This window comes from Streptomyces sp. NPDC056503 (assembly GCF_042794995.1).
Classification (GTDB): Bacteria; Actinomycetota; Actinomycetes; order Streptomycetales; family Streptomycetaceae; genus Streptomyces.
In genome coordinates this window covers 1-20,014 of record NZ_JBHTST010000097.1, presented here as the reverse complement: position 1 = coordinate 20,014, position 20,014 = coordinate 1, and the positions used below count along the sequence as shown (strand labels likewise).

At 71.7% G+C, this 20,014-nt stretch carries 18 protein-coding genes and 1 other RNA gene; 16 read left to right on the top strand and 3 right to left on the bottom strand.

Going from position 1 to position 20,014, the window contains the following annotated elements; genetic code table 11:
• Positions 1 to 34 precede the first annotated feature (34 nt).
• Entirely contained in the window at positions 35 to 1,144 is a 1,110-nt protein-coding gene (gene prfB / locus ACFQ8C_RS25575; RefSeq protein ID WP_359533419.1) for a peptide chain release factor 2, read from the top strand.
• 366 nt (positions 1,145 to 1,510) lie between these two features.
• Positions 1,511 to 2,485 carry a hypothetical protein gene (locus ACFQ8C_RS25570; RefSeq protein WP_383461672.1) on the top strand — a complete coding sequence of 325 codons (975 nt, stop codon included), beginning with the start codon at positions 1,511 to 1,513 and terminating at the stop codon, positions 2,483 to 2,485.
• 91 nt (positions 2,486 to 2,576) lie between these two features.
• On the opposite strand, the gene ACFQ8C_RS25565 is transcribed toward ACFQ8C_RS25570, so the two are convergent.
• Positions 2,577 to 2,759 carry a hypothetical protein gene (locus ACFQ8C_RS25565; RefSeq protein ID WP_169084278.1) on the bottom strand — a complete coding sequence of 61 codons (183 nt, stop codon included), beginning with the start codon at positions 2,757 to 2,759 and terminating at the stop codon, positions 2,577 to 2,579.
• Positions 2,760 to 3,007: 248 nt separating this feature from the next.
• Here ACFQ8C_RS25565 and ftsE point away from each other — a divergent pair, with 248 nt between their 5' ends.
• The 5 genes from ftsE (at position 3,008) to ssrA (ending at position 6,954) form a co-directional block, all read left to right on the top strand.
• A complete protein-coding gene (ftsE, locus tag ACFQ8C_RS25560; RefSeq protein ID WP_053648390.1) occupies positions 3,008 to 3,697 on the top strand; it encodes a cell division ATP-binding protein FtsE in 690 nt (229 codons plus the stop codon).
• Between the two features lie 21 nt (positions 3,698 to 3,718).
• Positions 3,719 to 4,636: a permease-like cell division protein FtsX gene (ftsX, locus tag ACFQ8C_RS25555; protein WP_351104980.1), complete on the top strand. Its 918-nt coding sequence runs from the start codon at positions 3,719 to 3,721 to the stop codon at positions 4,634 to 4,636.
• Between the two features lie 78 nt (positions 4,637 to 4,714).
• The gene (locus ACFQ8C_RS25550) at positions 4,715 to 5,950 is read left to right on the top strand and encodes a S41 family peptidase (RefSeq protein WP_383461670.1); all 1,236 of its coding nucleotides are present in this window, start codon (positions 4,715 to 4,717) and stop codon (positions 5,948 to 5,950) included.
• Positions 5,951 to 5,968: 18 nt separating this feature from the next.
• Positions 5,969 to 6,505: an SsrA-binding protein SmpB gene (gene smpB / locus ACFQ8C_RS25545; RefSeq protein WP_383461668.1), complete on the top strand. Its 537-nt coding sequence runs from the start codon at positions 5,969 to 5,971 to the stop codon at positions 6,503 to 6,505.
• 80 nt (positions 6,506 to 6,585) lie between these two features.
• Positions 6,586 to 6,954: a transfer-messenger RNA gene (gene ssrA / locus ACFQ8C_RS25540) on the top strand.
• A gap of 69 nt (positions 6,955 to 7,023) precedes the next feature.
• On the opposite strand, the gene ACFQ8C_RS25535 is transcribed toward ssrA, so the two are convergent.
• The gene (locus tag ACFQ8C_RS25535; RefSeq protein WP_383461666.1) at positions 7,024 to 8,268 is read right to left on the bottom strand and encodes an MFS transporter; all 1,245 of its coding nucleotides are present in this window, start codon (positions 8,266 to 8,268) and stop codon (positions 7,024 to 7,026) included.
• Between the two features lie 84 nt (positions 8,269 to 8,352).
• Between ACFQ8C_RS25535 and ACFQ8C_RS25530 the strand changes: the two genes are divergently transcribed.
• The 7 genes from ACFQ8C_RS25530 to ACFQ8C_RS25500 all read left to right on the top strand — a co-directional run bounded on the left by ACFQ8C_RS25530 (position 8,353) and on the right by ACFQ8C_RS25500 (position 17,380).
• Complete coding sequence (locus ACFQ8C_RS25530; protein WP_383461664.1) at positions 8,353 to 9,336, top strand: LysR family transcriptional regulator; 984 nt, start codon at positions 8,353 to 8,355, stop codon at positions 9,334 to 9,336.
• A 108-nt stretch (positions 9,337 to 9,444) separates the two neighbouring features.
• The gene (locus tag ACFQ8C_RS25525; protein WP_383461662.1) at positions 9,445 to 10,800 is read left to right on the top strand and encodes a nitrate/nitrite transporter; all 1,356 of its coding nucleotides are present in this window, start codon (positions 9,445 to 9,447) and stop codon (positions 10,798 to 10,800) included.
• Positions 10,801 to 10,884: 84 nt separating this feature from the next.
• Positions 10,885 to 12,021 (top strand): uroporphyrinogen-III synthase, encoded by a 1,137-nt coding sequence (locus tag ACFQ8C_RS25520; RefSeq protein ID WP_383461660.1) that lies wholly within the window; start codon positions 10,885 to 10,887, stop codon positions 12,019 to 12,021.
• A 42-nt stretch (positions 12,022 to 12,063) separates the two neighbouring features.
• Positions 12,064 to 12,582: a GNAT family N-acetyltransferase gene (locus ACFQ8C_RS25515; protein WP_383461658.1), complete on the top strand. Its 519-nt coding sequence runs from the start codon at positions 12,064 to 12,066 to the stop codon at positions 12,580 to 12,582.
• Between the two features lie 62 nt (positions 12,583 to 12,644).
• Complete coding sequence (locus tag ACFQ8C_RS25510; RefSeq protein ID WP_383461656.1) at positions 12,645 to 14,933, top strand: HelD family protein; 2,289 nt, start codon at positions 12,645 to 12,647, stop codon at positions 14,931 to 14,933.
• 389 nt (positions 14,934 to 15,322) lie between these two features.
• On the top strand, positions 15,323 to 16,738 hold the full coding sequence (locus tag ACFQ8C_RS25505) for an NAD-dependent malic enzyme (protein WP_383461654.1): 1,416 nt from the start codon (positions 15,323 to 15,325) through the stop codon (positions 16,736 to 16,738).
• Between the two features lie 360 nt (positions 16,739 to 17,098).
• Complete coding sequence (locus ACFQ8C_RS25500) at positions 17,099 to 17,380, top strand: HU family DNA-binding protein (RefSeq protein ID WP_017237029.1); 282 nt, start codon at positions 17,099 to 17,101, stop codon at positions 17,378 to 17,380.
• Positions 17,381 to 17,455: 75 nt separating this feature from the next.
• On the opposite strand, the gene murA is transcribed toward ACFQ8C_RS25500, so the two are convergent.
• Positions 17,456 to 18,796: a UDP-N-acetylglucosamine 1-carboxyvinyltransferase gene (gene murA, locus ACFQ8C_RS25495; protein WP_383461652.1), complete on the bottom strand. Its 1,341-nt coding sequence runs from the start codon at positions 18,794 to 18,796 to the stop codon at positions 17,456 to 17,458.
• Between the two features lie 288 nt (positions 18,797 to 19,084).
• Here murA and ACFQ8C_RS25490 point away from each other — a divergent pair, with 288 nt between their 5' ends.
• On the top strand, positions 19,085 to 19,645 hold the full coding sequence (locus tag ACFQ8C_RS25490; protein ID WP_383461650.1) for a YqgE/AlgH family protein: 561 nt from the start codon (positions 19,085 to 19,087) through the stop codon (positions 19,643 to 19,645).
• Positions 19,646 to 19,675: 30 nt separating this feature from the next.
• Positions 19,676 to 19,966, top strand: coding sequence for a DUF3039 domain-containing protein (locus ACFQ8C_RS25485; RefSeq protein WP_037879418.1), 291 nt, complete (start codon positions 19,676 to 19,678; stop codon positions 19,964 to 19,966).
• Positions 19,967 to 20,014: the final 48 nt, after the last annotated feature.

Below are 20,014 nucleotides of genomic sequence, written 5' to 3'. Positions count from 1 at the left end.
TCGGCTCGGGGCCGGGAGCCGTTACGCTGGACGCGTGGCAGTCGTCGATGTATCCGAAGAGCTGAAGTCCCTCTCCTCGACCATGGGGTCGATCGAGGCCGTCCTGGACCTCGACAAGATGAGGGCAGACATCGCCGTGCTCGAAGAGCAGGCCGCGGCCCCGTCCCTCTGGGACGACCCGGAGGCGGCGCAGAAGATCACGAGCAAGCTTTCGCACCTCCAGGCCGAGGTCCGCAAGGCCGAGGCGCTGCGCGGCCGCATCGACGACCTGGGCGTCCTCTTCGACCTCGCCGAGGAGATGGACGACGCGGACACCCGCGCCGAGGCGGAGACCGAGCTGACCGCCGTGCGCAAGGCGCTCGACGAGATGGAGGTCCGCACCCTCCTCTCCGGCGAGTACGACGAGCGCGAGGCGCTGGTCAACATCCGCGCCGAGGCCGGTGGCGTCGACGCCTCCGACTTCGCCGAGCGCCTCCAGCGCATGTACCTGCGCTGGGCCGAGCGCCACGGCTACTCGACCGAGATCTACGAGACCTCGTACGCGGAAGAGGCCGGCATCAAGTCGACCACCTTCGTCGTCAAGGCGCCGTACGCCTACGGCACGCTCTCCGTCGAGCAGGGCACCCACCGTCTGGTGCGCATCTCGCCCTTCGACAACCAGGGCCGCCGCCAGACCTCCTTCGCGGGCGTCGAGATCCTTCCCGTCGTCGAGTCCTCGGACCACGTCGAGATCGAGGAGTCGGACCTGCGCATCGACGTGTACCGCGCCTCGGGCCCCGGCGGCCAGGGCGTCAACACCACCGACTCGGCCGTGCGCATCACGCACCTCCCGACCGGCATCGTCGTCTCCTGCCAGAACGAGCGCTCCCAGATCCAGAACAAGGCGAGCGCCATGAACGTCCTCCAGGCCAAGCTCCTGGAGCGTCAGCGCCAGGAGGAGCGGGCCAAGATGGACGCCCTCAAGGACAGCGGCAGCTCCTGGGGCAACCAGATGCGGTCGTACGTCCTCCACCCGTACCAGATGGTCAAGGACCTCCGTACGGAGTTCGAGGTCGGCAACCCGCAGTCCGTCCTGGACGGCGAGATCGACGGCTTCCTGGAGGCCGGCATCCGCTGGCGCAAGCAGCAGGAGCAGGCCAAGTAGGCTTCCCGCAGCGTTCGTTCCCGGGCCCCGCACCTCTCGGTGCGGGGCCCGGTGCGTTCGCCGCTGCAAGCGGTTCGCGGGCGAGCGGAGCGCTTTGTCGACAAGGTAACTGCCGGTACAGGGCCCGTACTTCCGGGTTTACGTCACAGTTGCATCGTCATATGACGGCCAACTGGTGATCTTTCGGGCATCGCACGCGCAACGACCTTGACGCTGCATCGGAAACTCGGAAGGGTGGCTGGATGGCATGCGCATATCTGGGGCGCGTGTGAACGGGGAGCAGGTCCAGTAACCATGTCGCCCCCCGTGCCCGGGGCCCCTGGCGCTGCCCCATGACGAGATGAAGCTACTGGGGGTAGCAACCAGATGACCAACAAGACGCGAGTCCGCCTGGCGCGAGTCGCGGCCGGTGCCGTGATCATCGCCGGTGCGTCCCTGACCGCGGCCGGCGCCGCGCAGGCCGTCAGCGCCGGCAACGACGACAACATCGCCTCCTACTCGTCCCCGCAGGACGACCCGCCGTGTGAGGTCGACCCGCTCGGCTGTGGCGAGGACGGCGGCGCGTCCACCGACGGTGGTGCCTCGACCGATGGTGGCGCGTCCACCGATGGTGGTGCCTCGACCGATGGTGGCGCTTCGACCGACGGTGGCGCGTCCACCGACGGTGGTGCTTCGACCGATGGTGGTGCGTCCACCGATGGTGGTGCCTCGACCGATGGTGGCGCGTCCACCGATGGTGGTGCTTCGACCGACGGTGGTGCCTCCACGGACGGTGGCGCGTCCACCGACGGTGGCGCCTCGACCGATGGTGGTGCCTCGACCGACGGTGGCGCGTCCACCGACGGTGGCGCCTCGACCGACGGTGGCGCGTCCACCGACGGCGGCAACTCGTCGAGCGGTTCCAACGGGAACGGCTCGAACGGGAACGGCAACGGCAACGGTTCCAACGGGAACGGCAACGGCGGCAACGGCTCCGACAGCGGCTCCGGCAACGGCAGCGGCTCGGACTCCGGCTCCACCAGCACGACCGGTGGCTCGACCGACGGCGGCTCGTCCGCCGACGGCGGTTCCGGCAACTGCACCGTCGACCTCGACGGTGTCGAGTGCGTCGAGACCGGCTCGACCGGCTCCAACGGCTCGACCGGCTCCAACAACAACACCGACACCCAGCAGGCCGGCTCCCAGCCGGTCCAGCAGGGCGAGGCCAAGGAGGAGCTCGCCGAGACCGGTGCGGCCGAGACGTCCTTCCTGATCATCGGCGCCGCCACCATGATCGCCGGTGGCATCGGCTTCCGCTTCCTGCCGCGCCTGGTGGGCGGCGGTCGCGGCGCCGCCGTCTGAGCGGCGTAGCGCGCTAGCGTCACGTACGACGAAGGGCCGGGGAGGCTTCCTCCCCGGCCCTTCGGCTTCCGCTCTCCGGCTCGTGTACCGCTTACACCGTGCGGACCGCCGCCAGCAGCGCCAGCGTGCCCAGCAGGGCGATCACCAGCGTCAGCACCATCGCGGGGGACAGTCCCTGCGGTGTCAGGCGCTCGCGGTTGGCCCGGCAGACGGGGCAGCGTCCCTCGGCGACCGGGGCCGCGCAGTTGGCGCACACCAGTCGGTCGTAGGTCATACGCTCTCCTCCTCCCGCACGGGGCTCACACCAGGACAACGCCCGGCACGATCCGGACGTTCCCCCTACCACTGTGCCAGCTCCGCGGGGTTCCGGCGCGCCCCGGCCGCGAACGCCCTCGTCCCGGCATTGCGCCGCCCGGGAGGGTGAAAAAGGATAAAGCACGCAAGCCAGGACCGCGACTGCGCGGGGCTTCCCGGTTCGCGTAAGGTCACGCACACCTACTCCCGGCCGACCGTGGTGCATTCGTGATCCGATTCGACAACGTCTCCAAGTCCTATCCGAAGCAGAACCGCCCCGCGCTCCGGGATGTATCCCTGGAGATCGAGAAGGGGGAGTTCGTCTTCCTCGTCGGTTCGTCCGGCTCCGGAAAGTCGACTTTCCTCCGCCTGCTCCTGCGGGAGGAGCGCGCCAGCCAAGGGCAGGTGCACGTCCTCGGCAAGGACCTCGCCCGGCTGTCCAACTGGAAGGTGCCGCACATGCGGCGCCAGCTCGGCACCGTCTTCCAGGACTTCCGCCTGCTGCCCAACAAGACGGTCGCACAGAACGTGGCCTTCGCCCAGGAGGTCATCGGCAAGCCGCGCGGCGAGATCCGCAAGGCCGTGCCCCAGGTGCTCGACCTGGTCGGTCTCGGCGGCAAGGAGGACCGCATGCCGGGCGAGCTGTCCGGTGGTGAGCAGCAGCGCGTCGCGATCGCCCGCGCGTTCGTCAACCGCCCGATGCTGCTGATCGCCGACGAGCCGACCGGCAACCTCGACCCGCAGACCTCCGTCGGCATCATGAAGCTGCTGGACCGCATCAACAGGACAGGGACCACCGTCGTCATGGCGACCCACGACCAGAACATCGTCGACCAGATGCGCAAGCGCGTCATCGAGCTGGAGAAGGGCCGCCTCGTCCGCGACCAGGCCCGCGGCGTCTACGGCTACCAGCACTGACGGCGGGGGAACCAGAACACCATGCGCGCTCAGTTCGTGCTCTCCGAGATCGGCGTCGGCCTCCGGCGCAACCTGACGATGACCTTCGCGGTCATCGTCTCCGTGGCCCTGTCGCTGGCCCTCTTCGGCGGTGCCCTGCTCATGCGCGAGCAGGTCTCCACGATGAAGGACTACTGGTACGACAAGGTCAACGTCTCCATCTTCCTCTGCAACAAGACGGACGCCTCGACCTCGCCCAAGTGCGCCAAGGGTGCCGTCACCAAGCAGCAGCGCGAACAGATCCAGGCCGATCTGAAGAAGATGGACATCGTGGAGAACGTCATCCACGAGAAGGCCGAGGAGGCCTTCGCGCACTACAAGGAGCAGTACGGCGACACCGCCATCGCCTCCGTCATCACCCCGGACCAGATGCAGGAGTCGCTCCGGGTGAAGCTGAAGGACCCGGAGAAGTACAAGGTGGTCGCCACCGCCTTCGCCGGCCGGGACGGCGTGGAGTCCGTCCAGGACCAGCGCTCCATCCTGGAGACGCTGTTCAACATGATGCGCAGCGTGAACTACGCGGCCGTCGCGCTGATGCTCCTGATGCTGGTGATCGCGCTGATGCTGATCATCAACACGGTCCGCGTCTCGGCCTTCAGCCGCCGCCGCGAGACCGGCATCATGCGGCTGGTCGGCGCCTCCAGCTTCTACATCCAGATGCCGTTCATCATGGAGGCCGCCTTCTCGGGCCTCATCGGCGGCGCCTTCGCCTGTGTGCTGCTCGTGGCCGGCCGGTACTTCCTCGTCGACCACGGCCTGAACCTCGCCGAGCAGATGCCGCTGGTGAACTTCATCGGCTGGGACGTGGTCCTCGCCCAGCTGCCGCTGGTGATCGTCATCGGACTGCTGATGCCCTCGGTTGCCGCGTTCATCGCGCTGCGCAAGTACCTGAAGGTGTGAGAAGAGACCCCTGACGGCGGGTGGCGTCCTCGGGCCAAAGCCCCTGTGACGCCGCCGCCTTGTCCTAGAGTGGGCGCCATGCCGGCCGGCCCCGCGCCCCTCTGTCTCCGGCCCCGCGGTGTCGTCCGCGGGGCCGTTCTCACGCTCGTCTTCGCCGGAGTCCTCGCCACCGGCGCCGCGACCGGCGCGCTGCCCCGGGAGGACGACGGTGCCGGGCGGGAGCCCCGGGCCGGCGCCGGGGACCGTACCGCCTTCGACCGGGCGGCCCTCCACCGCTTCGCCGCCGAGGCGGCCGCCGACGGAAAGTCGGGCAAGCAGGCCGCCGAGGAGTTCGTCAGCCGCAGCGGCGACCGCTGGGGCGCGGTGTACGACCGGCGGGAGTACGCCGAGTTCGAGCAGTCCCTCGACGGCGTCTACACCGGCGTCGGCCTCTCCGCCGGCACGACGGGCGGCGCGCCGGGCCGTACGGGCGCCGCGGCGGGCCGTGACGGCGGTCGTGCGCCCTCCGGTGCGGACGGCGGCGTCCGGGTCACCCGGGTGCGGCCCGGAGGGCCCGCCGAGCGGGCCGGGGTGCGCGTCGGGGACCGGCTGCTCGCGGTCGACGGGCGCGCCACCGACGGCCAGTCCGTCTCCGAGGTCGTCTCCCTGCTGCGCGGCGACGGCGTGCCCGGCTCCACCGTGGCCCTCCGGGTCCGGCGGGGCGGCATGACCTGGACCCAGACCCTGCGCCGGGAACGGCTCGCCACCGACCCCGTCACCGTCATCCGCCCCGACGCGCGGACCGTCGTCATCCGGATCGCCGCCTTCAGCAAGGGCGTCGGCGCGCGGGTGCGGGAGGCCGTCAGGACCGCCCCGGCCGGCGCGGGCGTCCTGCTCGACCTGCGCGGGAACTCCGGCGGTCTGGTCGACGAGGCGGCCTCCGCCGCCTCCGCCTTCCTCGACGGCGGGCTCGTCGCCACGTACGACGTCGAGGGCGAGCAGCGGGCCCTGTACGCGGAGCGCGGCGGCGACACCGGCCGCCCCCTGGTCGCGCTGGTCGACGGCGGCACCATGAGCGCGGCCGAGCTGCTCACCGGCGCGCTCCAGGACCGGGGCCGGGCGGTCACCGTCGGCTCCAAGACCTTCGGCAAGGGCTCGGTGCAGATGCCGAGCACCCTCCCGGACGGTTCGGTGGCGGAGCTGACCGTGGGCCACTACCGGACCCCCGCCGGTCACGAGGTCGACGGACGGGGCATCGCCCCCGACCTGCCGGCCGGGGAAGGGGCGGAGGAACGGGCCCGCACGGTATTGAGTGGCCTCGGAGGGGGCTCGTAGTGCGAAAATGACCGCACTATGGCTAAGGGACTCGTCAACGTGCAGGGCAAGCCTGCCAAGAAGGCCCAGGACAAGGGGCCGGAGCGCAAGCTCATCGCGCAGAACAAGAAGGCGCGCCACGACTACCTCATCCTCGACACGTACGAGGCGGGCGTGGCGCTCATGGGCACGGAGGTGAAGTCGCTCCGGATGGGGCGGGCCTCGCTGGTGGACGGCTTCGTCCAGATCGAGGGCAACGAGGCGTGGCTGTACAACATCCACGTGCCCGAGTACATGCAGGGCAGCTGGACCAACCACTCGGCGAAGCGGAAGCGGAAGCTGCTGCTGCACCGGGCGGAGATCGACAAGCTGGAGCAGAAGGCGTCGGAGACCGGTCACACGATCGTGCCCCTCGCGCTGTACTTCCTGGGCGGCCGGGTGAAGTGCGAGATCGCGCTCGCCAAGGGCAAGAAGGAGTTCGACAAGCGGCAGACCCTGCGGGAGAAGCAGGACACCCGCGAGACCGCCCGCGCCGTCGCGGCGGCGAAGCGGCGCCAGCGCGGCCAGGAGCGTTAATCCGCTGGCAACCGCGGCCGCGGTTCACGTACGATGGGCAGCGCACCCCACAGAGGGTGCGCGATTTGAAAAATCAACATGGGGATGATCGGTTTCGACAGCGGATGTCGAAGCAGGGGAAGCGTGTCGAGGAAGCGGCAATGATCTCGTAAACCACGCGCCGAAACCTATAATCGCCAACACCAAGCGCGATTCCTTCGCCCTCGCTGCCTAAGTAGCGACTTGCGAAGTGTCAGCCCGGGGCTGTTCCCGACCCGGATCCTGGCATCATGAAGGGGACTAAACCTTGATCCCGGTCACGGGGTGAAGAGGGAAATCAAACAGTGGCTGAGCCCGTTCCGGACTTGTCTGGGTGATCCGGAGGGCTGAGAAACTCGTACCAGACTGCACACGGAGAAGCCCTGGTTCCGCACCGTTGGACGCGGGTTCGATTCCCGCCATCTCCACTCATCCCATGTGGGCAGAGGCCCGGTGGTCGCGCGAGCGGCCGCCGGGCCTTTGTCATGCCCTCCGGGGCGTCACTCCCGGGCGCGGCGGCCGACGCCGGTCGCCGCGCACAGGCCCAGCGCCAGCGCCGCCGCCGTGACCGGAAGGACGAAGCCCAGGGTGGGGTCCGGGGCGTGGTCGGCGGTCCAGCCCGCCGTGGCCGAGCCCGCCGCCACGCCCGCCAGGAGCGCGGTCACCGCCAGGGTCATGCCCTCGTTCAGCCGGGACGGCGGGACGATCCGCTGCACCAGGCCCATCCCCGTGACCATCGTCGGGGCCGTCGCCATGCCCGCCACCAGCAGGCCGGCGGCCAGGGCCGCGAGCGAGCCCGTCCTCGCCGCCAGCAGGGGCGCCGCCATCACGAGCGTCATCGCCGCCAGGCAGAGGCGCAGGCCGGCGGTGCGGCGGGCCCGCCCGTAGAGCAGGCCCGCCGCGCAGGAGCCCGCCGCCTGGAGGGCCAGCACCGGGCCGGCGACCGGGCCGTCCACGAACGCCAGGGCGGTCACCTCCATCGAGCCGAAGACCGCGCCGGTGGCGAGGAAGACCGCGAGCAGCGGGACCGTCCCGGGGAGGCGCAGCGGCGAGCCCGCGGAGGTGCGCGGCGCGACCGGCGGCTCGGTCGACCGCTGGGCGGTGAAGAGCAGGACGCCGGCCAGGAGGAGGCCGGCGGCCAGCAGGGTGCCCGCCTCCGGGAAGAACGCCGAGCAGGCCACCGCCGCCAGCACCGGGCCGAGCATGAAGCAGAGCTCGTCGACGGCCTGCTCGAAGGAGTTGGCCGTGTGCAGCGCCGCCGGGTCGCCCCGGAGCAGGTGCGCCCACCGGGCCCGGGACATGCCGCCCGCGTTCGGGCCGGTCGCGGTCAGCGCGACCGCCGCGAACAGCGCCCAGGCCGGTGCCCGCCCGAGGACGCAGAGCGCGAGGAGCACCTGCCCGAGGGCGGCGAGCGCGGCGGCCGGGACGGCGATCCGGGCCTGCCCGTGCCGGTCGACCAGCCGGGCCACCCAGGGCGCGGTCAGCGCCCCCGCCACCAGGCCGGTCGCGGCGACCGAACCGGCCAGGGCGTAGGAGTCGTACGCCGCCGAGATCATGATCACCCCGCTGATGCCGAACATCCCCGAGGGCAGCCGCGCGATCAGGTTCCCGGCCGTGAACGCGCGCGTGCCGGGGAGGGCGAAGAGCCGGAGGTAGGGGTTGCGGGGGAGCGCGGCGGGCCGGTCGCGGTAGCGGGGGGCCAGGCCCGGGCCCGCCGGCGTGGGGACGAGAAGCTGGTGAGGCATGGACCAAGGCTCCGGCCCGCGCGCCCGCGCCGTCCAACACCCGTGGGGTCGCGATTCACGCACCCGTGTTGTTGAATGCGGCGGGTGTCCACTCCGTACGACATCGACCCCCGACTGCTGCGCGCCTTCACCGCCGTCGCCGAGGAGCTGCACTTCACCCGGGCCGCCGGGCGGCTCTTCGTGGCGCAGCAGGCGCTCAGCAGGGACGTCCGGCGGCTGGAGCGGGAGGTCGGGGCCCAGCTCTTCGTACGGACCACCCGGCAGGTCGCGCTCACCCCGGACGGCGAACGGCTCCTGCCGTACGCCCGCCGGGTCCTCGACGCCCACGACGCGCTCCGCGACGCCTTCCGGGCCGGGGCCCGCCCGCTCCTCGTCGACCTGAACTCGCCCGGCCTGGTCCAGGAACGCATCCTGCGCCGGGCCCGTGAACTCGCCCCCGAGCACGAGCTGATGGCCCGCTTCGAGTCCGGTCTCACCGGAGCCGTGGGGGAGATCCTGGCCGGGCGGCTCGACGCCTCCTTCGGACGGTACGGCGGGCTCGCGCCCGGGCTGCGGGCCAGGATCGACGCGCGGTTCGTGCGGTACGAGCCGATGGCGGTGATCCTGCCCGACGACCATCCGCTCGCCGCGCTGCCCGAGGTGCCGCTCGGCCGGCTCGCCGGCGAACGCCTCTACGCCGGCGCCGGGAACGACCGCACCCCCGAGTGGACCGACCTCGCCGCCCGGCTCTTCGCCGGCCGCGGCATCCACCTCGCGCCCCCCGCGCCGCTCGCCGTCGGCACCGAGGAGTTCCAGCGGATCATGGCCAAGCACCGCCGCCCGGTCCTCGCCGTCGTCGGCTTCCCGCCCATGCCCGGCTGCGTCCTGCGCCCCCTCGTCGACCCCGTCCCGCTCTCGCCCATCAGCCTCGTCTGGCGCAGGGGCCTGCGCCACCCCGCCCTCGACGCCCTCCGCGAGGCCGCCGCCGAGCTGGCGGAGCGGGAGGGCTGGCACGACCGTCCGGCGGACTCCTGGCTGCCGGAGGGGGAGCCGGGCCTGCCGCTCACACGGTCCGGTTCGTCCGGGTGAGAGCAAGGTTCCGCCGACGTCACCTCACGGCACCGTCCTGAAACGCGGTCTTCCTAGCGTCGTTTCCACAAGGATCCGGGACCGGGTCCGACACCGTGGAGGTGCGACATGGCCGGGCGCTGGATCGACGTCTGGGAGCCGGAGGACGAGACCTTCTGGCGGGAGAAGGGCGAGCGGATCGCCAAGCGCAACCTCGCCTTCTCCGTCCTCTCCGAGCACATCGGCTTCTCCATCTGGAGCCTGTGGTCCGTGATGGTCCTCTTCATGGGGCCCCAGTACGGCATCGACCCCGCCGGGAAGTTCTTCCTCATCGCGACCGCGACCGTCGTCGGCGCGGTGATCCGCATCCCGTACACCTTCTCCGTCGCCCGCTTCGGCGGACGCAACTGGACGGTCTTCAGCGCCCTCATGCTGCTCCTGCCGACCGGCTTCGCCTTCGCCGTGATGGAGCCAGGCACCTCCTACTCCACCTTCGTCCTGGTGGCCGCCCTCACCGGCGTCGGCGGCGGCAACTTCGCCTCCTCCATGACCAACATCAACGCCTTCTTCCCGCTCCGGAAGAAGGGCTGGGCGCTCGGGCTCAACGCCGGCGGCGGCAACATCGGCGTCCCCGTCGTCCAGCTCGTCGGCCTCCTCGTCATCGGCACCGCCGGCGCGGCGCACCCGAGGATCGTCCTCGGCGTCTACCTGCCGCTGATCGTCGTCGCCGCCGTCTGCTCCGCGCTCTTCATGGACAACCTCACGCCCGTGAAGAACGACACCGGCGCCGTCCGCGAGGCCGTACGGGCCCGCCACACCTGGATCATGGCCTTCCTGTACGTCGGCACCTTCGGCTCCTTCATCGGCTACAGCTTCGCCTTCGGCCTGGTCCTCCAGACCCAGTTCGGCCGCACCCCGCTCCAGGCCGCGTCGCTCACCTTCATCGGCCCCCTCCTCGGCTCCCTCATCCGGCCCCTCGGCGGCTCCCTCGCCGACAAGCACGGCGGCGCCCGCATCACCCTCGGCACCTTCGCCGCGATGTCCGCCGCGACCGGGGTCGTCATCTACGCCTCGGTGATCGAGTCCCTCACCGTCTTCCTCGTCGGCTTCATCGCCCTCTTCGTCCTCAGCGGTCTCGGCAACGGCTCCACCTTCAAGATGATCCCGGCGATCTTCCTCGCCCAGGGCCACCGCAAGGGACTCTCCGGCGAGACCGCGGAGGCGTACGGCCGGCGCCTCTCCGGCGCCTCCATGGGCCTCATCGGGGCCCTCGGAGCCCTCGGCGGCCTCGGCATCAACCTCGCCTTCCGGCAGTCCTTCCAGACCGTCGGCACCGGCACCGGAGCCTTCGTCGCCTTCCTCGCCTTCTACGCCGCCTGCATGGTCGTCACCTGGGCGGTATACCTTCGGCGCCCGCCCGTGGTCCCGGACACCGCCGAGTCCGCCGAGGAGCCGGAGACCCGGCCCGGATACGCGAAGGTGTGAGCCGGAGTGCAGGGCGCGTACCGTAACGGCCAGGAAATACGCGTGAACCCCGACTGTCACGCGTCCGCGCCACTCTCGATGCCCATGGACCAGCACGAACACGGACCCCTGGCCGGCTTCACGGTCGGCGTCACCGCGGCCCGGCGCGCGGACGAACTCATCGCCCTGTTGCGCCGGCGAGGCGCGGCCGTCGTGCACGGCCCCGCGCTGCGGATCGTCCCCCTCGCCGACGACACCGAACTCCTGGCCGCCACCAAGGAGATCATCGGCAACACCCCGGACGTCGTCGTCGCCACCACCGCGATCGGCTTCCGCGGCTGGGTCGAGGCGGCGGAGGGGTGGGGCCACGGCTCCGAGCTCCTCGACGCGCTGCGCGGGGTCGAACTCCTCGCCCGCGGGCCCAAGGTCAAGGGCGCCGTCCGGGCGGCCGGGCTGACCGAGTCCTGGTCGCCCTCGTCCGAGTCGATGGCCGAGGTGCTCGACCGGCTCCTCGCCGAAGGCGTCGACGGGCGGCGGATCGCCGTCCAGCTCCACGGCGAACCGCTCCCCGGCTTCGTCGAGGCGCTCACGACGGCCGGGGCGACGGTGGTGGGCGTGCCCGTCTACCGCTGGATGCCCCCGGAGGACCTCGGGCCGCTCGACCGGCTCATCGACGCGGTGCTGTCCGGCTCCGTCGACGCGGTCGCCTTCACCAGCGCGCCGGCGGCGGCCTCGCTCTTCGCCCGGGCGGCCGAACGGGGGGTGCGGGAGCGGACCGTGGAGGCGCTGCGGCACGAGGTGCTGGCGGTGTGCGTGGGGCCGGTGACGGCGCTGCCGCTCCAGGCCGAGGCCATCCCCACGTACCAGCCCGAGCGGTTCCGGCTCGGACCGCTCGTGCAGCTCCTCTGTACCGAGCTGCCCGCGCGGTCACGGGTGCTGCCGGTCGCCGGGCACCGCGTCGAGATCCGGGGCCACGCGGTGCTGGTCGACGGGGCGCTCCGGCCCGTGCCGCCGGCCGGCATGGCGCTGCTCGGGCTGCTGGCCCGGCGGCCCGGATGGGTGGTGTCGCGGGCGGACCTGCTGCGGGCGCTGCCGGGGGCCGGGCGGGACGAGCACGCGGTGGAGACGGCGATGGCGCGCCTGCGGGCGTCCCTGGGGACCCCCAAGCTCATCCAGACCGTGGTCAAACGCGGCTACCGGCTCTCCCTGGACCCCCTGTCCGAAGACCCCCACGCCCCGTGACCCCGCCGTCCCCGCGGGGAGGCGGCGGGGTAGGTTGCGCGGATGGACGTCATGGTGGGGATCCGGGAGGCCCGGGCCGAGGACGCGGAGGCGCTGGCCGAGGCGCTGGCGCGGAACCGGGGGCACATGCGGGCCACCGAGCCGCACCGGGGCGAGCGGTACTACACCGCCGAGGCACAGGCCGAACGGCTGGCCGACGGAGGGCTGCGCTGGTTCGCCGTCGAGGGGGAACGGATCATCGGATCCGCGATCCTCTCGGGCATCGTGCGGGGACCGTTCCGCAGCGCGTCGCTCGGCTACTGGGTGGACGGGGAGCGCACGGGCCGCGGGGTCGCCGGCCGGCTCGTCGACGAGGTGCTGCGGGCCGCGCGCGACGAGTCGGGGCTGCACCGGATCGAGGCGTGCACGCTTCCGGACAACCACGCCTCCCAGCGCGTCCTGGCCCGCGCCGGGTTCGAGCGGATCGGGTACGCGCCCCGGTACCTGCACATCGACGGCGAGTGGCGCGATCACTTCCTCTTCCAGCGGATCCTGCACGATCGGGCGCCGGACCTCGCCTGACACGGCGGCCACCGGTGGCGTACCTTTGACGGCTGCCCAGTGCACGTCAGAAGGGGGCCTTAGTGGCCGCGCAGGAAGCCGTCGACACGGTCAGAGACCGTGAGATCGGCGTCGAGCAGGAACATCTGGACCAGGTCTACCGCCGCCTGGAGGAGAAGATCCACGAGGCGGAGTTCCTGATGAACGACGCCGCGCAGAAGGGGCACGTCGGCACGCCCGGCGCCCTCGCCGAGCGCGACGCCCAGGTCTTCCGCGCCGGGGTCCACCTGAACCGGCTCAACAACGAGTTCGAGGACTTCCTGTTCGGGCGGATCGATCTGCTGGAGGGGAAGGACGGGGTCAAGGGGCCCGACGGCGCCTACACGTCCGTCGAACCGGCCGACGACGCCATCCGGGCCGACAACACCGCCGACATCGGCGAGACCCTGCACATCGGCCGCATCGGCGTCCTGGACGCCGACTACTCCCCGCTCGTCATCGACTGGCGCGCGCCGGCCGCCGCGCCCTTCTACCGGTCCACGCCCGTGGAGCCGGGGCGGGTCGTCCGCCGCCGGGTCATCCGGTCGAAGGGCCGGCGGGTCCTCGGCGTCGAGGACGACCTGATGCGCCCGGAGCTGAAGGCGATCCTCCGCGGCGCCGAGCTCCCCGTCATCGGCGACGGCGCGCTGATGGCCGCGCTCGGACAGGCCCGCGGCCACACCATGCGGGACATCGTCTCGTCCATCCAGGCCGAGCAGGACCTCGTCATCCGCGCCCCCGCCGCCTCCGTCACGTACGTCGAGGGCGGGCCGGGGACCGGGAAGACCGCCGTGGCGCTGCACCGGGCCGCGTACCTGCTCTACCAGGACCGCAGGCGGTACGCCGGCGGCATCCTGATCGTCTCGCCGACGCCGCTGCTCGTCTCGTACACCGAGGGCGTGCTGCCCTCCCTCGGCGAGGAGGGGCAGGTCGCCATCCGGGCGCTCGGCGACCTCGCCGAGGACGCCGCCGGGGGAGTGGCCGACACGTACGACGAGCCCGCCGTCTCCCGGATCAAGGGCTCCTCGCGGATGCTGGCCGTGCTCCGCAAGGCCTCCCGGGGCGCCCTGGACGGCCCCGACACGCCGAAGCTGCTGCGGGTCGTCGCCTTCGGGCGCCGGATCGAACTGGAGGAGGGCGAGCTGCGGCGGATCCGGCAGAACGTGCTCTCCGGCACCGCGCCCGTCAACCTGCTGCGGCCCCGTGCCCGCCGGCTCCTCCTCGACGCCCTCTACGCCCGCTCGGGCGCGGCGGGCCGGCACAGCGACCCCGAACTCGCGGCCGAACTGCGCTCCTCCTTCGACGAGGACGTCTCCACCGAGGACGCGTTCCTCGGCTTCCTCGACGCCTGGTGGCCCGAACTGGCCCCGCGCCGGGTCCTCGACGCCATGGCCGACGAGAGGCGGCTCGGCCGCTGGGCCCGCCGGGTGCTGAACCCGGGCGAGGTCCGCCGGATCGCGCGCTCGCTGCGCCGTCCCGGCCTCTCCGTCCACGACGTGGCCCTCCTCGACGAGCTGCACACCCTGCTCGGGGCGCCCGCCCGGCCGAAGCGGAAGCGGGAGTACGACCCGCTGGACCAGCTCACCGGCCTGGAGGAGCTGATGCCGGTACGGGAGGAGACCCAGCGCGAGCGGGCCGAGCGGCTCGCCGCCGAGCGCACCGAGTACGCCCACGTCATCGTCGACGAGGCCCAGGACCTGACGCCCATGCAGTGGCGCATGGTCGGCCGGCGCGGCCGGCACGCCACCTGGACGATCGTCGGCGACCCGGCGCAGTCCTCCTGGTCCGACCCGGACGAGGCGGCCGCCGCCCGGGACGAGGCGCTGGGCTCCCGGCCGCGCCGCCGCTTCGAGCTGACGGTGAACTACCGGAACCCGGCCGAGATCGCGGAGCTGGCCGCCAAGGTCCTCGCCCTCGCCATGCCGGGGAAGGAGTCGCCGAGGGCGGTCCGCTCGACCGGGGTGGAGCCCCGGTTCGTCGCCGTCCGCAAGGGCGGCGATCCGGCCGGGACCGTACGGTCCGAGGCGGAGCGGCTGCTCGCCGAGGTCGAGGGCACGGTCGGCGTGGTCGTCGCCATGGACCGGCGGGCGGAGGCCGCCCGCTGGCTCGACGGCCTGGGCGACCGGGTGGTCGCGCTCGGCTCGCTGGAGGCGAAGGGCCTGGAGTACGACGCCACCCTCGTCGTCTCCCCGGCCGAGATCGCCGACGAGTCCCCGGCCGGACTGCGCGTCCTGTACGTGGCCCTCACCCGTTCGACGCAGGCGCTGACGGTGCTCGCGGGGGAGCGGGACCTGCCGGACAGGGCGGGCGTCCCGGACCTGCTGCGGGACTGAGCGGTGACTCCTCCCGGTGGCGATTTCAGGTCAACACGCGCCGGGGGAATCACCTTCGGGGAGGGTTTGTTAGCCTGGTCGTGACACCGGCTCGATCCAAGCCCCCGGGCCCAACCTTCGTCCCTCAGAGGGACCACTTGCCGCGAGGCGAGCATGGCGGGTCGGTGTCACTTAGACGTACATACGAAGTTGAGGCCCCGGTCGTCTTCCGATGACCGGGGCCTCTTCTGTTGCCCGCGCGACTCTCGTATGGTGGAAACTACTTTCCGAAAACAAAATGACCGCATTACCTGCTACCGGCAGGTAGGTGCGACCATCGGAGGGCGCCGCCAGGGCAACCAGCCGGGGCGGCGTAGCAACGAAGCTAGGGAAAGCAGAGGAACCCGGCCATGGCAACGGCGCCCAGCGTCTCGTACTCGATGACGGTCCGGCTGGAGGTGCCCGCGAGCGGCACCGCGGTCTCGCAGCTCACGGCGGCGGTCGAGTCCCACGGAGGCTCCGTCACCGGCCTCGACGTCACGGCCTCGGGCCACGAGAAGCTCCGGATCGACGTCACCGTCGCCGCGACCTCCACCGCGCACGCCGACGAGATCGTCGAGCGGCTGCGCGACATCGAGGGCGTCGTCCTCGGCAAGGTCTCCGACCGTACGTTCCTGATGCACCTCGGCGGCAAGATCGAGATGGCGTCCAAGCACCCCATCCGGAACCGTGACGACCTCTCGATGATCTACACCCCCGGTGTGGCCCGGGTGTGCATGGCGATCGCCGAGAACCCCGAGGACGCCCGCCGCCTCACCATCAAGCGCAACACCGTCGCGGTCGTCACGGACGGCTCGGCCGTGCTCGGCCTCGGCAACATCGGCCCGATGGCCGCCATGCCGGTCATGGAGGGCAAGGCGGCCCTCTTCAAGCGCTTCGCCGACATCGACGCCTGGCCGATCTGCCTGGACACCCAGGACACCGACGCCATCGTCGAGATCGTCAAGGCCATCGCCCCCGGCTTCGCGGGCATCAACCTGGAGGACATCTCCGCGCCGCGCTGCTTCGAGATCGAGGCCCGGCTCCGCGAGGCCCTGGACATCCCGGTCTTCCACGACGACCAGCACGGCACCGCCATCGTCGTCCTCGCCGCCCTCACCAACGCGCTCCGCGTGGTCGGCAAGGGCATCGGCGACGTCAAGGTCGTCATGTCGGGCGCCGGCGCGGCCGGTACGGCCATCCTGAAGCTGCTGATCGCCGCCGGCGTGAAGCACGCGGTGGTCGCCGACATCCACGGCGTCGTGCACGCCGGCCGCGAGGACCTGGTGGCGGCCCCGGCGGACTCCCCGCTGCGCTGGATCGCCGACAACACCAACCCGGAGGGCGTCACCGGCACCCTCAAGGAGGCCGTCGTCGGCGCGGACGTCTTCATCGGCGTCTCGGCCCCGAACCTGCTGGGCGCGGAGGACGTGGCCGCGATGGCCGAGGACTCCATCGTGTTCGCGCTCGCGAACCCCGATCCGGAGGTCGACCCGGCCGCCGCGCGGCAGACCGCCGCCGTGGTCGCCACCGGCCGCTCGGACTTCCCGAACCAGATCAACAACGTGCTGGTCTTCCCCGGCGTCTTCCGCGGCCTGCTCGACGCGCAGTCCCGCACGGTCAACACCGAGATGATGCTCGCGGCCGCCACCGCCCTCGCGGACGTCGTCACCGAGGACGAACTGAACCCGAACTACATCATCCCGTCGGTCTTCAACGACAAGGTCGCGGGCGCCGTCGCCGGCGCCGTCCGCACCGCGGCGAAGGCGGCGGGCGCGGGCGCCTGACGGCCCCCGCGGGGCCCCGGGAGTCCCCCGGGGAGCGGTAACCGAGCGTGTCGCGATTCGCGGAGCCGTAAACCCGCCTTTAGGGTGGCTTTTCGGCTCCGCACCGTTTGCGGGGAGTCGACGCTACGTCATCAGCAGGGGGCTCCGGCGCTTTTCGTGTGACCCCAGAGGGTGCCGGATTGGCGTTCCCGCCGCTGGTGGGGGCAGGATGCTCCCCCGAGGACTTCGTCCAGGGGGGAACCCCCAGGGCGCGAGGGATCCACGAGAGGCAGACCCCGGGTCCGGGGAATGTCCGAGGCCCCTGGCAGCATCGGCTTCGATCTCACGCCTCACAGGCAAGAAGAACACGGGAGTAACAACATGAACCGCAGTGAGCTGGTGGCCGCGCTGGCCGACCGCGCCGAGGTGACCCGCAAGGACGCCGACGCCGTGCTGGCCGCCCTCGCCGAGACCGTCGGTGAGGTCGTCGCCAAGGGCGACGAGAAGGTCACCATCCCCGGCTTCCTGACCTTCGAGCGCACCCACCGTGCCGCTCGCACCGCTCGTAACCCGCAGACCGGCGACCCGATCAACATCCCGGCCGGCTACAGCGTGAAGGTCTCCGCGGGCTCCAAGCTCAAGGAAGCCGCCAAGGGCAAGTAAGCAGCCTGTAGGCGCACGAAAAGGGCGGCCACCCCCTGGGGGGTGGCCGCCCTTCCGTACGTCCGGGAGAAGGCCCTACACGAGCGCGCCGCCCGGCAGCTCGACCTTGGCGCCGAGCTCCACGAGCTTCTCCATGAAGTTCTCGTAGCCGCGGTTGATCAGCTCGATGCCGTGGACCCGGCTCGTGCCCTGCGCGGCGAGGGCCGCGATCAGGTACGAGAAGCCGCCGCGCAGGTCGGGGATGACCAGGTCGGCGCCCTGGAGGCGGGTCGGGCCGCTGACGACCGCCGAGTGGAGGAAGTTGCGCTGGCCGAAGCGGCAGTCGGAGCCGCCCAGGCACTCGCGGTACAGCTGGATGTGGGCGCCCATCTGGTTCAGCGCCGAGGTGAAGCCGAGCCGGGACTCGTACACCGTCTCGTGGACGATGGAGAGGCCGGACGCCTGCGTCAGGGCGACGACCAGCGGCTGCTGCCAGTCGGTCTGGAAGCCCGGGTGGACGTCGGTCTCCAGGTGGATCGCGTTCAGCGAGCCGCCCGGGTGCCAGAAGCGGATGCCCTCGTCGTCGATCTCGAAGGCGCCGCCGACCTTCCGGTAGGTGTTGAGGAAGGTCATCATCGAGCGCTGCTGGGCGCCGCGCACGTAGATGTTGCCCTCGGTGGCGAGCGCCGCGGAAGCCCAGGAGGCCGCCTCCAGGCGGTCCGGGAGCGCGCGGTGGGTGTAGCCGTCGAGCCTGTCGACACCGGTGATCCGGATGGTCCGGTCGGTGTCCATCGAGATGATGGCGCCCATCTTCTGCAGGACGCAGATGAGGTCCTCGATCTCGGGCTCCACGGCCGCGTTCGAGAGCTCGGTGACGCCCTCGGCGAGGACGGCGGTGAGCAGCACCTGCTCGGTCGAGCCGACCGAGGGGTACGGGAGGCGGATCTTGCAGCCGCGAAGGCGCTGCGGGGCCTCCAGGTACTGGCCGTCGTCCCGCTTCTCGATGGTCGCGCCGAACTGGCGGAGCACGTCGAAGTGGAAGTCGATGGGCCGGCCGCCGATGTCGCAGCCGCCGAGGCCGGGGATGAAGGCGTGGCCGAGGCGGTGCAGCAGCGGGCCGCAGAAGAGGATCGGGATGCGCGACGAGCCGGCGTGGGCGTCGATGTCGGCGACGTTGGCGGACTCGACGTGCGTCGGGTCGAGCACCAGCTCGCCGGGCTCCTCGCCGGGGCGGACCGTCACGCCGTGCAGCTGGAGCAGCCCGCGGACGACGCGGACGTCACGGATGTCCGGCACGTTGCGCAGTCTGCTGGGGCCGCTGCCGAGCAGGGCGGCGACCATCGCCTTGGGCACGAGGTTCTTCGCGCCGCGAACGCGGATCTCGCCCTCCAGCGGGGTTCCGCCGTGGACAAGCAGGACATCGTCTGTGCCGGTCATGAATCTCGCGTTCCGGAGTCGTCGGTCGGGTGGTCAGAGAAAAGGGTAAGGGGCTATTGGACCCTGATCCGGCCGGTCGGGGTGGTCGGCAGACGTAATGAATTCGGCACAACACCCTCCGTTTCCGCGATCTTGCGGACTGTCACCGTCCGCTTGGTTTCGGCGGGCGGTCCGGTGGGTCCTGTCCCGCCCCTTCCGACCTGCGAGGCTCGCTCGGCTTCCCGCGGGTTTCCCGGCATTGCGCCCCAGAACCCCCGTACTCGCCGAAGATGCGGGATCATGTGTCGCATGACCGAGGTGTCCTCGCTCACAGGACGGCTGCTCGTGGCCACGCCCGCCCTCGCGGATCCGAACTTCGACCGCGCGGTGGTGCTGCTGCTCGACCACGACGACGAGGGCTCGCTCGGTGTCGTCCTCAACCGGCCCACCCCCGTCACCGTCGGCGACGTGCTGGCCCCCTGGGCGGGTCTGGCCGGCGAGCCGGGCGTCGTCTTCCAGGGCGGACCCGTCTCGCTCGACGCGGCCCTCGGCCTCGCCGTCATCCCCGGCGACGAGGGGCCGCTCGGCTGGCGCCGGGTCTTCGGCGCGATCGGCCTCGTCGACCTGGAGACCCCGCCCGAACTCCTCGGCCCCGCCCTCGGCGCGCTCCGCATCTTCGCCGGGTACGCGGGCTGGGGCCCCGGCCAGCTGGAGGCCGAACTGACCGAAGGGGCCTGGTACGTCGTCGAGTCCGAGCCCGGCGACGTCTCCTCGCCGACGCCCGAGACCCTGTGGCGCCAGGTCCTCCGCCGCCAGCGCGGCGACCTCGCCATGGTCGCCACCTACCCCGACGACCCTTCGCTCAACTGAGGGCCGCCGGGTTCAGTACCCTTGGGACCCATGAGCACTCTCGAGCCCGAGCGCGGGGCAGGTACGGGAACCCTCGTCGAGCCGACGCCGCAGGTGTCCCACGGTGACGGCGACCACGAGCGCTACGCCCATTACGTCCAGAAGGACAAGATCATGGCGAGTGCCCTCGACGGCACTCCCGTCGTCGCACTCTGCGGGAAGGTCTGGGTGCCGGGTCGCGACCCGAAGAAGTACCCGGTCTGTCCGATGTGCAAGGAGATCTACGAGTCCATGGGCTCGGGCGGGGACAAGGACAAGGACAAGGGCGGCAAGGGGAAGTAACCCCTCCGGACCGGTCGGGGACGGCCCCCGTCGCGCGCACCAGCGGTG

Excerpts from the sequence above, each read along its gene's own strand:
- murA (WP_383461652.1), bottom strand. The coding sequence starts at position 18,796 with ATGACCGGCACAGACGATGTCCTGCTTGTCCACGGCGGAACCCCGCTG.
- ACFQ8C_RS25525 (WP_383461662.1), top strand. The coding sequence starts at position 9,445 with ATGGCCGGGCGCTGGATCGACGTCTGGGAGCCGGAGGACGAGACCTTC.
- ACFQ8C_RS25505 (WP_383461654.1), top strand. The coding sequence starts at position 15,323 with ATGGCAACGGCGCCCAGCGTCTCGTACTCGATGACGGTCCGGCTGGAG.
- ACFQ8C_RS25570 (WP_383461672.1), top strand. The coding sequence starts at position 1,511 with ATGACCAACAAGACGCGAGTCCGCCTGGCGCGAGTCGCGGCCGGTGCC.
- ACFQ8C_RS25565 (WP_169084278.1), bottom strand. The coding sequence starts at position 2,759 with ATGACCTACGACCGACTGGTGTGCGCCAACTGCGCGGCCCCGGTCGCC.
- ACFQ8C_RS25550 (WP_383461670.1), top strand. The coding sequence starts at position 4,715 with ATGCCGGCCGGCCCCGCGCCCCTCTGTCTCCGGCCCCGCGGTGTCGTC.
- ACFQ8C_RS25500 (WP_017237029.1), top strand. The coding sequence starts at position 17,099 with ATGAACCGCAGTGAGCTGGTGGCCGCGCTGGCCGACCGCGCCGAGGTG.
- ACFQ8C_RS25485 (WP_037879418.1), top strand. The coding sequence starts at position 19,676 with ATGAGCACTCTCGAGCCCGAGCGCGGGGCAGGTACGGGAACCCTCGTC.
- ACFQ8C_RS25520 (WP_383461660.1), top strand. The coding sequence starts at position 10,885 with ATGGACCAGCACGAACACGGACCCCTGGCCGGCTTCACGGTCGGCGTC.
- smpB (WP_383461668.1), top strand. The coding sequence starts at position 5,969 with ATGGCTAAGGGACTCGTCAACGTGCAGGGCAAGCCTGCCAAGAAGGCC.
- ACFQ8C_RS25535 (WP_383461666.1), bottom strand. The coding sequence starts at position 8,268 with ATGCCTCACCAGCTTCTCGTCCCCACGCCGGCGGGCCCGGGCCTGGCC.
- ACFQ8C_RS25490 (WP_383461650.1), top strand. The coding sequence starts at position 19,085 with ATGACCGAGGTGTCCTCGCTCACAGGACGGCTGCTCGTGGCCACGCCC.
- ACFQ8C_RS25515 (WP_383461658.1), top strand. The coding sequence starts at position 12,064 with ATGGACGTCATGGTGGGGATCCGGGAGGCCCGGGCCGAGGACGCGGAG.
- ftsX (WP_351104980.1), top strand. The coding sequence starts at position 3,719 with ATGCGCGCTCAGTTCGTGCTCTCCGAGATCGGCGTCGGCCTCCGGCGC.